Below are 13,568 nucleotides of genomic sequence, written 5' to 3'. Positions count from 1 at the left end.
TAATATCTTTACACCAGACTGAGCACTTTAGCCCGGACATTGCCTGCTTCATAATACTTCTGCAGTGTCCGGTATGCCTGATCGGCGATAATGGGTCCCAGCTCCGGCGTCTGCAGCAGCCTCAGCACCTGGTCGGCCATTTCCCCGGTCGTTCCGGCCAGCAGAATGTTGCGGCCCTGTTCACAGTGTAATCCTTCCGCACTCTTCTGGCCGGTAACTACCGGCGTCCGCAGCGCCCACGCCTCCAGGATCCGCAGCTGGCCGCCGCAGCCTTCGCGCAGGGAGGCCACAACTGCTCTGGAGCGCCGTATGTATTCCTGGACGGCACTGCCTTCTTCTATAATCTGTACTGAGGAATCCAGATTGGCGAGTGCTGCCACTTCCGGATGGATCTCCGGACCGACAATATAACATTTGCAGCCCGGCACTTCCTGCTTGATCAGCGGAAACACCTTCTTAAGGAAGGTCAACGCAGTGTTCTTGCCCTGGCTGGTCTGCATATTCCAGTGCAGCAGGACCGCATCCTCCTTGACGGCTGGCTCGCTGAACCGGTATTCGTCCAGATCTATAAATTGCGGCACCACATGGACCTTCCCTGCATCTGCAAAGGACAAGGCCTTAAAGGACAGCGCCTCCCACTCCGAAGCAGTCAGGAGCAGTCCGGTTTTGTTCATCAGCCTGCGCTCATCCCGCCGGGAAAGTGCTGCATTAAGCATGTGATAACGTTTGCTCAGACCCCGCTTGCCGGCAGCCTTTCCCTCAGAATGCCGGCTCTCCAGATACAGCGCGTCTGTGATAATACAGGCTTCCGGCAGCAGGGATGAAATAAGTTCAACGCAGCTGCCCGGCACTCCCCGGGTAATGTACACGTGACTATAGTCATTGGTTTTGCACAGGTGCCTGATCTCATTCTGCAAATCTTTATGCGTATCGGTATGGTACGAGCTGCCGCGCAGCTTATTCAGTGAATTCCTCAGGATGGTATGCGGCCTCGGTGCAGGCGTAACTGCATGTATTCTCAATGCGGGATCAGGCCTCAAGTGAGTTTTCCGACCGTAACTGCAGTATTCCAGCAGATCGATATCGAATTTCTCCAGCAGGATGCCGATCATCCCTTCCGTACGCGTTTCTTCCTCAATCTCTTCCTCCGGACCCCGGTTCCGGGCGGACAGATACAGCATTCTCTCTCTCATCTCTTACGACTCCTTGATTCTAGTTAAACCTGAAACTTTAGTTGTAGATCAATAGTAGCGCAGTTCACCGTGAAAGAATGTCGATTCATGGGAGAAAACTTTTTTTATTTCTAAATATGACATTCTTCAGACAAGGCTCAGCAGCTTCTGCTTCACACTCTCCGCCTCATAATGGGCCAGCAGCGTCTGGTATGCATTATCCGCGAGTTTTCTTCCCTGCTCCCGGTTAGCAAGCAGCTGCAGAACACTATCGGCAAAGGCAACCGGGCTATCGGCAATCAAAATATTTTTGCTATGCTCATAGAGCAGGCCTTCTGCCCCTATGGTACTTGAAACTACAGGCGTTTTCAGCGCCCAGGCCTCCAGAATCTTCAGCCGGGTACCGCTGCCCTCCAGCAGCGGTACAATCACGACACCGGCCCTCCGCACATAGTCAGCCACGCTGTCGACGTAGCCGGTAATGACGATCGACGGATCCCTTTCAGCCAGCGCAGCCACCTCCGGATGCACATCCCGGCCCACGATATACCATTTAATATCCGGAAGCTTTGCTTTGATGAGCGGATAGATTTCCCGGCTGAAATAGGAGGCGGCATTGATATTCGGAAAATAGTTCATGTTACCTGGGAGTATGATCCATTGTTCCTTGCCTGAATCCGGCTTGGGAGAATAGTCGCTGATCCGGATAAAGTTGGGGATGACATGCACCTTGTGCGAATTGTGAAAAGAAAGGGCTTTGAATGACAAGCCATCCTGCTCAGAGGTCGCCAGCAGCAGACTCGTCTTATCCATCAGCTTCCGTTCATCCTCCCTCGTCCACATTGCATTAAGCCTGAAGTATAGCCGAGCTACCCCCTGCTTTTTCTTGGCCAGCTGTGCGGACAGACTGCTCTCGAAATTGTGGGCATCTGTAATAATGACTGCCTCCGGCAGCACGCTGCGTACAATATCAATACAGGAGCCGAGCAGGCTGTGTGAAATGAAGACCTGATCATAGCGGTTCTCCTTGCTGAGCACGGCAATCCGGCCATTCATGTCTTTATCCGCATGACTCAAGTATGAGCAGTTGCGCCACTTATAGAGCGAGCGGAGCATGGCTTTACGGTAGCTCATTGTACGTTCCACCTCATGTACAGCAAGACCCGGGACATGCCCATGCCGGTTGTCCGGCCTCTGATTCCTGTAGGTCAGCAGATCCACATCGTATTTTGCCAAAAGAAGCTTTAGAATATTTCCAGTCCTCAGCTTACCGCCGCTGTCCTGCGGAAAAGGATTCTCAGCGGAAATGAACAGTATTTTCTCCTTTTTCATCGTCCCATCTCCTGCAATCTATATGTGTGTATGTATGTGTATTGCGCTGATGTCTAGCATATATTACCCGGATAAATACCTTTTCCCTACTATGAACTGGTAAAATATTTTAAAAACTTCTAAATTATTTCTTTTATATAAATCTATCCTTTCAGTCAAAACAAAAAAAAGCACCCTCCTCATTTAACCTGTTAAGAGGATGGTACTTTTTCGTCCAGCAAACTGCTGTGTTCATAGGTTCTGACGACGCGGTTTCTGCCTGTTTGCTTGGCCTCATACAGGGCTAAATCGGTCAGCTTGTATAATCTGTCCAGCGGTACCCGTTTCTCCGGGCAGATGGTCACTACTCCAATGCTCACTGTATACGGGAGCAAGGTGTCATCAATGACCGCACCCAGAACGCACCGCCTAAGCCGCTCAGCAATGCCGGTACTGGCGGTCTCATCCGCCCTGTGCAGCAGTACCGCAAATTCCTCGCCGCCAAATCTTCCGAACAGGTCGTTGCTGCTGAGCTGAGCCTCGATTTTGCGCGAAAAATCCCACAGCACCTTATCTCCGGTCTCATGTCCGAATGTATCATTGATTTGCTTGAAGTGATCCACATCGAGGAGCAGAAAAGAAAAGGGCACATCCTCTCTGGCCGCTGCAGCAATCAGGGGACGGGCCCTCACTACAAAAGCCCTGCGGTTCAGGATTCCCGTAAGCTCATCATAGGTGGCCACGCGCTCCAATTCAGCATAAGTACGCTCCCGCGAGAGCAGCATATATCCGGCCGTACCCAGAAACATCAGCAGATACAGGCCAATGTAAAAGATTTCCTGCAGCCAGCCGGACGCCGCCGTGCCTGCCAAGGACTGCGCGTACAGCAGGTGGACCGCCTGGCCGAGCAGCGCAATGATCGCGAGGCCGTACAGCAGCCCGATCAGCTTTTGCAGCGGAGTTTCACCCAGCTTCATGCAGAGTAAATAGACAGGATAGGCCATCATGCCCGCACCTGCCGCCGCAGTCAGGGCGCCAGCCTGCACTGCTGAAGGGTACAGCCCCGCCAGCAGCAGCACCCCGGCCCCTGATATGCCAGCCAGCCTGTAATATGACCGCCGGAGTCCGGCATTGTATACTCCCAGCAGCTTTAGAAGGGAAAAAGCTTCCATCATTCCCCCGGCCAGGCATATCAGCATAACTGTCAGCTGCACGCCGCGCAGGTCGACAGCGGTATCCAGCAGCAGCAGCATCCATGCCAGCAGCTGAATCAGCTTGGCTATGATGTACGGCCTGAGGCCGCTGCCTTTTGTATAACGCGAACGGTGCGACAGCATGAACAGCACTGTAAAGAAGTTGACAATAAACAGGCATACCAGGATTGTTTCAAAATCCAAACTGACCGCTGCCGTTATGTGGTTCACCTTCCCCGCCTGAATTATTCTTGAATCCTACCATGTATTTTTCCGCTCTTTCCCGCCCTACTGGCTGCTGTAACGGACGACACGGTTTCTTCCCTCCTGCTTGGCCTGGTACAGTGCCCGGTCACACAGCTTGAACAGCATATTGACCGAGGTGTGCGGATCGGGAATGACTGTCATGACGCCAATGCTGACCGTGTACCCGGCTGTGCCTGTGATCCTGGAGGTTTCCGCTACCGCCATGCGCAGCTGCTCCGTCTTACGACTGCTCTCCGCTTCACCCAGACCGTATAGAACGGCAGCAAACTCCTCTCCGCCGACCCTCCCGAACAAAGCGCCGTTGCCAAGATTATTTTGCACGGTAAGGGCAAATTCCTGCAGTACGCCGTCCCCCTTATCATGCCCGTAGGTATCATTAATCCTCTTGAAATGATCAAGGTCCAGGAGCAGCAGGGAATAGGGCCGGCCTTTTTTAACAGCAAGCGCAAGCTTCAGCTCCGCCTCGAGCAGAAATGCCCTGCGGCTCAGGATACCCGTGAGGGAATCGTAGGTAGCGATTCTTTTCAATCTTTCGTAGGAATGCCCATTGGAGAGAAGGATAAACGCTGCGGTTCCCGACACGAGCATAAAAAACATGCCCATATAATACAGATACTGCGCCATATTAGCCGATAATGCGCCCATCTCCGGGTCAATAAACAGCGCAGCAATAAACCGTCCCAGCATGACAAAGGCAATCCCATAAAAGATAAGTCCGGTTAATCTGTGCAGGGGTGGCTTCTGCTTACCTGCGGACAGCCGGACTGCCGGATAGAGGACATACAGCAGCACCGACAGTGAAGCTGAAGCTACCCGCAGGTTGGCCTGATTGAAGAACAGCGCAATCACGCAGAAGCTCGTAACACTTAATGCTGTCAGCAGCCCATAATACAGTCTGGCCGAACGACCGAAGATATCCATCATCATCATAAGTGCTGTAATTTCCAGTATCCCTCCGATCAGAATCAGGACGTTGCTCAGCGGAATCATCAGCTTATGCGGCAGATAATCCCACAGGAGGATCGAGCTCCAAAAGAGCACCTGCACCCATTTGCCGCCGATGAACAGGGCTGAAGCCATATCCTTAGGGGAATGGAACCGGTAAAAGGTGATCAGCAGCCCAGTAAATAAATTCCCTAAGATGAAAAGGTACACTAAGGTTCTGATGTCAAGCTGAAACTCCATAATCACACCACCAACTGTCCGGAAATCAATATCGTGACCGCAAACTGCAGTCTATCAAATCTATTATCGGCAGACCCCCCCCAAGAATTGACGTGCACAAGTAGAAACGGCTATGCCGTCCTTCAGAGAAGGCAGTCTCGCGAATGCGGACTCAGGCATTTTGCGGGAACTCCGAAAAACTTATAAATAAGGCGTATTCTCTCTGTGTTCAGAGAAAATACGCCTTAGAATAGCGGATCACTGCTTCAAGCGACGCAGCGGCGCTAATTTATTCCTTGTTCCCTTGTTCCTTTAAGCCTTCGGCCAGCTTGTAGCCTACCTTCCAGATGTCGCCTGCACCCATGGTGAGCACCAGGTCGCCCGGAGCGATACGGCCCTGCAGATCGGCAAGCACATCTTCCTTGGTCGGCAGATGCCTTGCGCTCGAATTGCTGTTCTGGACAATCAGCTCCACCAGCTTCGCAGAGGTTACCCCTTCAATCTGCTTCTCACCTGCCGGCGAGTAGATGTCCGTAATAATGACCTCATCCGCTTCACTGAAAGCCCGGCTGAACGCATCCAGCAGGAAGAAGGTACGCGTATAGCGCTGCGGCTGGAATACGGCGATAATCTTTTTACCGGTAGCCTTGGCAGCGCTGATCGTAGCCTGGATTTCCGTCGGATGGTGGGCGTAATCATCAATGACCAGAATGTCATTAACCTCGCCGAGCACCTGGAAGCGGCGCTTGGCGCCATGGAATTTCACAATGGCGGCAGCAATGGCATCAAAGGCAACGCCTGACTTCAGACAGGCGATTACCGCAGCCATTGAGTTGTAAAGATTGTATTTGCCCGGGATGGACAGCTCAATCTTGCCCAGCACGCGCCCCTGATGGTTCATTGTATAGGAGACCTGTCTGTCCCCCAGCACGATATCAGCAGCAGTGTAGTCCGCATCCGGAGAATCAATGCCGTAAGTGATAATATTGCCCTTCACTTCAGACAAAAGAGAGCTGGCTGTCTCATCATCAGCACATACAATCGCCGTGCCGTCTTCACGCAGCTGATTCATAAACTGGACGTAAGCAGCCTTCAGCTTGCCGAAATCCCCGCCGTAATTTTCCAGATGGTCCGCTTCAATATTGGTGACAATCGCCAGCCAAGGGTGGTACTGGAGGAAGGAGCCGTCGCTCTCGTCTGCTTCAGCTACAACGTATTCTCCTTGTCCTGCCTTGGCATTTGTACCGACATTCATAATCTCCCCGCCGATAATATACGTCGGGTCCACACCGCAGTCTTCCATGATCAATGCAATCATGGAGGAGGTGGTGGTTTTGCCGTGCGCCCCTGCAACGGCAACGCCCTTGCGTTCATTCAGCAGACGCGCCAGCATCTGGGAGCGGTGCAGCACCGGAATGTTAAGACGCTCGGCCTCCACCCACTCCACATTGTCGCTTGTAAGCGCGGTTGAATAGACAACAAGATCGGCACCCTTAACCTGCTCGGCCGTATGCCCGATATAGATCTTGGCGCCTTTGGCGATCAGTTTCTCGGTTAATTCCTGGGCAGCCACATCGGAGCCCGTAACCGTGTATCCCATTTCCAGCATTACCCGGGCAATCGCGCTCATACCGTAGCCGCCGATCCCTATAAAATGCACACGTTCAGTAGTATCCAACAGTTCGTCACCAGCCTTTTTCAGAATCGGGTTGCCGCAAAAGCGTACTGCGTACATCGGAAATCAGATACAGTGTGCCGGACACGACCGCAAGATCCTTCTCCGACGTGATCGACTGCAGCAGCTGCAGCGCCTTGCCCCAATTACGTTCTACTATGATTTCCAAATGGTTCCTGGCATATTTCTCCCGCAGACTTTCTGCGATGGCCTGCAGTTCTTCCGCGTCCATTTTCTTCCGGAAATCCGGTTCGGTCAGGATGAGCGTATCCACTATAGGCAGTATATGCTTGAAGTATGACTCATGATGCTTATTAGCCAGCATCCCCATGAGTAAATTTAATTTACCGTACTGATAAAACTGCGGCAGGCTTCTGGCCAGGCTCTCCGCCCCTTCAGGATTATGTGCACCGTCGAGTACAATCCGCGGATGCCGGCTTACTTCCTCCAGGCGTCCGGCCCAAAAGGTATCCTTGAAGCCTTCCAGCACATCCTCATCCTCCAGCATGAACGCCATATACTGGCGCAGCACCTCAACAACCATCATCGCTCCGGCTGCGTTGCTCAGCTGATGCTCGCCTTTCATGGCGATGCCGACCTGAAGCTCACGGAACGGTCCCTTGAAGGTAAAGCTCTGTACGCCTGCCTCGATTCCTGTAAGCTCATAGCTGAAATCTTCCCCGGCCAGATAGAGCTTTGAACGGCAGGCTTCCGCCCGCGCCTTCAGAACGGCAATCACTTCAGGCTGGCTGACACAGCTGACCACAGGAACACCGGGCTTAATAATCCCGGCCTTCTCAAAAGCAATCTTCTCCAGCGTATCGCCCAGCACATCAGTATGATCATGCCCGACATTGGTAATTACGGAAACAACCGGCATGACGATGTTCGTTACATCCAGCCTTCCCCCAAGCCCTGTCTCCCATACGACTACATCAGGGAAACAGCATTCGGCATAGTAGAGGATAGCCAGTGCTGTCGCGACCTCGAACATCGTCGGTGAACCAAGCTCGCCGGCGGCGATCTCTTCTACGAGGGGACGAAGCTTCTCCGCAAGCGCAGTGAGCGTATCTTCGGGAATATCCGTACCGTTATACTGAAACCGGTTGGTGAACTTCGTAATGTAGGGGGACGTAAACGTCCCTACACTGTAGCCGCTTTTCAGCAGCACACTTGTCAGAAAGGCACAGGTCGAACCTTTGCCGTTCGTTCCCGCCACATGAATAAACTTCAGCCTGCGGTGCGGGTTGCCGAGTTTCTCCATGAGGAGCCGGGTCCGCTCCAGCCCCGGACGGATGCCGAATGGAATCAGCCCGTTAATCCAGTCCACTGCTTCTGTATAAGAACCCAAAGGAGCGGCCTTACCGCTCCCGATCATCTCTTCCATATCCCTTATCCTCTCAGCTCTGCGATGCGGGCCAGCACTTTCTCGCGCTTAGCGGAATAATCCGCCTGCTTCGCCCGTTCCTCTTCGATGACTTTAGCCGGAGCCTTGGCAACAAAGCCCTGATTGCCAAGCTTTTTCTCAACGCGTTCCACTTCACTGTTCAGCGTCTGCACTTCTTTTTCGAGACGGATAATCTCCTGCTCAATATCGATCAGCCCAGACAGCGGCAGCAGCAGCTCTGCTCCGGTAACAACTGCAGACATGACTTTGTCAGGAGTCTGCGGATCAAGGCCCGCTTCAAAGGAAGACGTGTTGCAGAAACGGCTGATGTAGTTGTCGTTACGGCTGATGATGCTGAGTGTTTCTGCACTGCCTGCCTTGATGATCAGCTCGACCTTTTTGCTCATCGGTACATTAACCTCTGCACGGATGTTGCGTACCGCGCGGATGATGTCCATCAGCAGGTTCATTTCAGCCACAGCCTCAGGGCTTTCCAGCGCTGCGTCGTACTTAGGCCACTCTGCCAGCGTAATCGTTGCACCCTCGTGCGGCAGATGCTGCCAGATCTCCTCGGTAATGAACGGCATGAACGGATGAATCAGGCGCAGCGTGCGGTCGAGCACGTAGGCAAGCACCGATTGGGTTTTGGCTTTGGCAGCCGCATCGCTGCCGTACAGCGACAGCTTCGCGAACTCGATATACCAGTCGCACAGATCATCCCAGATGAAGTTGTACAGCAGACGGCCGGTCTCGCCGTACTCGTACGCGTCAATTAGACGCGTAATATCGCGGGAAGTTTCGTTCAGGCGGTGCAAAATCCAGCGGTCAGCCGTCGTAAGCTCACCTGTAATGTCAATATCTGCAAAATTAACACCCTCCAGATTCATCAGCGCAAAGCGCGATGCGTTCCAGATCTTGTTGGCAAAATTGCGGGCCTGCTCTACCTTTTCCATCCGGAAACGCAGATCCTGCCCGGCAGTAATACCGGTAGAAATCATATAGCGCATAGCATCCGCGCCGTACTGTTCAATAACATCCAGCGGATCAATCCCGTTGCCGAGCGATTTGGACATTTTGCGGCCTTCGGCATCACGCACAAGACCATGCATGAATACATCGGCGAACGGCTTCTGGCCGGTAAATTCAAAGGCGGAGAAGATCATGCGCGCTACCCAGAAATAGATGATGTCGTATCCTGTAACGAGCACGTTATTAGGATAGTAACGCTGGTAGTCGCTGCTGCTCTCGTCAGGCCAGCCCATTGTGGCAAACGGCCACAGGTTTGAGCTGAACCAGGTATCCAGCACGTCCTCATCCTGCTTCAGATCATCAAGACCGCTCATTTCGCGGGCTTCTTCTTCACTGTAGGCTACAAACACCTCGCCTGTAGACTCAGAGTACCAGGCCGGAATGCGGTGTCCCCACCACAGCTGGCGGGAGATACACCAGTCGCGTACATTTTCGATCCAGTTCAGATAGGTCTTCTCAAAACGCTCAGGAACAAAGTTAACGCCGTTGCCTTCCTTCTGCGCATTGATGGCAACCTCAGCCAGCGGCTGCATTTTAACGAACCATTGGGTGGACAGATATGGCTCAACTACGGCACCGGAGCGCTCGCTGTGTCCTACCTGGTGTACGTGATCCTCGATCGAAATCAGGACGCCCTGCTCCTTCAGATCAGCAACGATATTCTTGCGGCATTCGCTGCGGTCCTGGCCGTTATACGGTCCGGCTTCCTCATTCATTACGCCGCCTTCGTCCATCACGTTGATCTGCGGCAGATTGTGGCGCTGGCCTACCTCAAAGTCATTCGGGTCATGGGCCGGAGTAATCTTAACCGCGCCGCTGCCGAATTCCTTCTCTACATAATCATCGGCAATAATCGGAATTTCCCGGCCGATAATCGGCAGGATCAGCGTTTTGCCGATCAGATCCTTGTAGCGCTCATCCTTCGGATGAACCGCTACCGCGGTATCGCCGAGCATCGTCTCCGGACGTGTTGTGGCTACAGTAATGTGGCCGCTGCCGTCCTTCAGCGGATAACGCAGGTGATACAGGTGTCCGTTAACCTCTTTGTACTCCACTTCAATATCCGACAGGGCCGTACGTGCAGCCGGGTCCCAGTTAATAATGCGCTTGCCGCGGTAGATCAGGCCTTTGCGGTACAGCTCAACAAAAACCTGGCGTACCCCTTTGGTCAAGCCCTCATCCAGCGTGAAGCGTTCGCGGGAATAGTCCAGGGACAGGCCCATCTTCGCCCACTGTCCGTGGATCGTTTCGGCATACTGGTCCTTCCAGGCCCATACCTGCTCCAGGAACTTCTCGCGGCCGAGGTCATGGCGGGAAATCCCCTGCTGGCGCAGCTTCTGCTCCACCTTGGTCTGGGTAGCAATACCCGCATGGTCTGTCCCCGGCAGCCAGAGCGTGTCGAAGCCCTGCATCCGCTTCGTGCGGATCAGAATATCCTGCAGGGTGAAGTCGAGCGCATGCCCGATATGCAGCATTCCCGTTACGTTCGGCGGCGGGATTACGATGCTGTAAGGCTCTGCGTCCGGCCGCTGGCCGGCCTTAAAGAATTCGTTCTCCATCCAGTAGGTGTACCACTTGTGCTCTGCCGCTTTCGGATCGTACGTTGTCGGCATGTCGTTCTTAGCGCTATTGTCAGCCGCAGCCTGCGCTGCCGCTTCCTGCGTGTCCGGCAGCATCTCTGCCGCTTTGATGTCATCAGCCATGTCCTGAACCTCCATTAATTTCTTATCTTGTGAAAATACAAAAAGGCCTTTCGTCTCAAAGGACGAAAGGCCATTCTTTCGCGGTACCACCTTTGTTTCGCACTAATGCAAAATAACCCTGTGCCCGGGAAAACCTGCACTCCCCGAAGCTTAGCGCGACACTCATGCAGATAACGGCTGCGTCCGGCCACATCCTACACTGATCAGCCTATAACGGCTTAACCTTCGGAAGGGCGACTCCGGGGCGACTTCGGTGGCATGCATCCTGCGGAAATTCACAGCAATTACAATTCCGCTCTCTGAAGGGCTGACGACCTACTCTTCCCGTTCCCAGTCTTTAGCTAAGTTTTACTTATTCCCATAATACATTTAGTACTATTCCTAGTCAACCAGCATACACACAAACAGCCGGTCTTATACTATTGAATTTATTCTATGCCGCTAAGGTAAAAGAATCCTCTCCCGGATGTGCATCCAAATTCCCGCTTCCCGGCCACAGCCCCGGCAGACAGAATACCGCCTGCTCTAACGGACTCCGATGCACTTCCTTTCGCATAAAGTCATTTCTCGGCATGCTAACGGACATCAATAACCTTAAATGCAGATATTCGGAACAATAATGGCCGTATGGAGGGAAATAAGTGCAGCACGGTCCGTTAGCCGGACAAAATACTAATTTCCGGGAAAACAAGGTCGCTTAGGTCCGTTAGCGGCTAAAGGCGTCTACCGGCATCTAAACTGCCGGCTTTCCACAACCCTGCCTCTCCTTAACAAAAAACTGAGCAGCGCTCCCCGTAATCAGGAAGCCGCTGCTCAGTCCCATAACCATAACCTAAGGAATATATAAAACCTGCCCCTCTTCCACATTCTGGCCTGCCAGCCGGTTGTACATTACCAGCTCCCTTGCGCTGAGCTGATACTTCTCGGCAATCGTATCCAGCGTATCCTCCCGCTGCACAATGCACATCCGGACCTTGCGGAACAGCTCCACACCGCCGGCTCTGCTGATAAAGCGGCTCTTCCAGTCGCTGTCATTCCCCGGTTCCTTAACCTCCGGCTGCGGAGCCGCAGCAGCAGTCACTGCGCTTTCCTGCTCCTTATGGGCCCGGCTTGAGCTGAGCAGGGAGGAGAAGGTGAGATGCTCCTTGGCGGAGCTTGCCTCTTCCTTCTTGCTGCCGAGCGCAACCTTGAGATCTGCCTTTTCTTCCTGGACAGGCAGTGTTTCCGGTGAGAGAAGCGCATCATTCTCCTTGGTGTCCTCCGCTTCCGGCTCCTTGGTGTCCTCCGCTTCGGGCAGTTCCGCTTCTTCCTGGATCTCTGCAGGAGTATTCTCGGGCTCAACCGCAGCAACCGGCTCCTCCAGTCTCTCGGCATAGAGCTGCCCGGAGGCGATGTCCGCGAAATCAAACGCCTGCGCAGCTGCCGGAACAATCTCCTCTGCAGCATCACCGGATCCGGCCTGCGTAATATCAGCAGCAGAAGCGGCCGGTTTCACTGCCGGTTCCTTCTCGCGCGTGCCGAAAAAATGCCCGGATACCGGCTCCGCCGGTGCCTTCCCCTTCTGCCAGGCTTCCGCAGCCGCTCCGCCGGTGAATCCCGTCTGGTCCTCCAGGCTGTGCGTGCGCAGCTTTGCTTCTTTTTCCTTATGCGGCTGGGCAGCAGGTCCGGCCGCCTGCGTATAGACGGAGCTCTCCAGAACCAGCGGATTGACCGCTGCCGCATCGGGAATAAAGGAGGTATACTCCTGCTGGTCTGCAGGAATTTCCGCCGCCCCCTCGCCGTAGGTCCACAGTGAATTCTCGTACAGGGCTTCGCCGTCCTGTTCCCTGCCCTCGGCCGGAGCAGCAACTGCCCGGTCTTCCTGCTCGGGAGAGTAGGCTACTGTATACTCCTCCTGCTGCCAGGCCTTCCCTGTCTCCGCTCCGCCTACTCCCCTCAGTGAAAGCACGCCGGTTATGTTGACAGTACGCATCGTAAGCAGGTCGATATCGAAGTTCTCGATCTCTACCCCTATGTCTTCAAGTGAGCTGACCCGGGTCAGCGGGACTGTGATTTCAACGGGGATCGCATGCTCCAGGCGCTCCGTCCGGTCATTTTCTCCCCGGTAAAGTCCGGTGAGCAGCAGCTGGCCGTAGAGCTCGGCCCGGTCTTCCCGCTGAATCACCTGAATTTCCGGAATGAGCTCCACCTCTTCCAGCTCAGCGATTCCCGGAAGTTCTGCAGGCAGGTGGATGCGTTCATAAATATCAAACCGCAAGCCGTGGGACTGGTCAAACACGGGAAATTTCCTCCTTCTTGGCATAATCTAACCCTGAGACAAGCCCAGAGTATAAGCCCAAAATGTTACTCCACTCATGTATATGCTCCAATCAGGAAGGCATGACTAATTTGGACACATGCGCTTTTGCCCGCCCAGCGCACGGATCAGGATGTGAACTCCCTTAATGTATTCAAGGCGACTTGCATGCATGATGAGCTTCTTACCTTGACGCCGCTTCAGCGGAGATGGCATTACAGCCTTGGCCTCATACTCCTTCAGATTCTCATGAATCCCTCTCCTCCGGTTATAAATTTCACTGCAGAAATAGAAACAGCCGGCATATGCATTAACATAGTATTATATGTCCGGCGCCGGTTTTCCGGTATGGTTGGGAGTCTCAATTCTAT

General features: G+C 53.6%; 8 protein-coding genes and 1 other annotated feature. All 8 genes read right to left on the bottom strand.

Annotated features, from left to right (window positions below; all coding sequences use genetic code 11):
• Positions 1-8 precede the first annotated feature (8 nt).
• The 8 genes from M2108_RS24085 to M2108_RS24050 all read right to left on the bottom strand — a co-directional run bounded on the left by M2108_RS24085 (position 9) and on the right by M2108_RS24050 (position 13,179).
• On the bottom strand, positions 9-1,193 hold the full coding sequence (locus tag M2108_RS24085) for a glycosyltransferase (RefSeq protein WP_277471863.1): 1,185 nt from the start codon (positions 1,191-1,193) through the stop codon (positions 9-11).
• A 126-nt stretch (positions 1,194-1,319) separates the two neighbouring features.
• Positions 1,320-2,504: a glycosyltransferase family 4 protein gene (locus tag M2108_RS24080; protein WP_277471865.1), complete on the bottom strand. Its 1,185-nt coding sequence runs from the start codon at positions 2,502-2,504 to the stop codon at positions 1,320-1,322.
• Between the two features lie 191 nt (positions 2,505-2,695).
• Entirely contained in the window at positions 2,696-3,907 is a 1,212-nt protein-coding gene (locus tag M2108_RS24075; protein WP_277471866.1) for a GGDEF domain-containing protein, read from the bottom strand.
• A 57-nt stretch (positions 3,908-3,964) separates the two neighbouring features.
• The gene (locus M2108_RS24070; protein ID WP_277547383.1) at positions 3,965-5,128 is read right to left on the bottom strand and encodes a GGDEF domain-containing protein; all 1,164 of its coding nucleotides are present in this window, start codon (positions 5,126-5,128) and stop codon (positions 3,965-3,967) included.
• A gap of 268 nt (positions 5,129-5,396) precedes the next feature.
• A complete protein-coding gene (murC, locus tag M2108_RS24065; protein WP_277471869.1) occupies positions 5,397-6,785 on the bottom strand; it encodes a UDP-N-acetylmuramate--L-alanine ligase in 1,389 nt (462 codons plus the stop codon).
• A gap of 7 nt (positions 6,786-6,792) precedes the next feature.
• On the bottom strand, positions 6,793-8,169 hold the full coding sequence (locus M2108_RS24060; RefSeq protein WP_277471870.1) for a bifunctional folylpolyglutamate synthase/dihydrofolate synthase: 1,377 nt from the start codon (positions 8,167-8,169) through the stop codon (positions 6,793-6,795).
• Positions 8,170-8,174: 5 nt separating this feature from the next.
• Entirely contained in the window at positions 8,175-10,874 is a 2,700-nt protein-coding gene (locus M2108_RS24055; protein ID WP_481856944.1) for a valine--tRNA ligase, read from the bottom strand.
• Between the two features lie 82 nt (positions 10,875-10,956).
• Positions 10,957-11,242: a binding site (T-box leader), on the bottom strand.
• A gap of 491 nt (positions 11,243-11,733) precedes the next feature.
• Complete coding sequence (locus M2108_RS24050) at positions 11,734-13,179, bottom strand: LysM peptidoglycan-binding domain-containing protein (protein WP_277471872.1); 1,446 nt, start codon at positions 13,177-13,179, stop codon at positions 11,734-11,736.
• Positions 13,180-13,568: the final 389 nt, after the last annotated feature.

Source organism: Paenibacillus sp. PastM-3, from assembly GCF_029893965.1.
GTDB lineage: Bacteria > Bacillota > Bacilli > Paenibacillales > Paenibacillaceae > Paenibacillus_AQ.
This window is presented reverse-complemented; position numbering and strand designations above follow the sequence as displayed.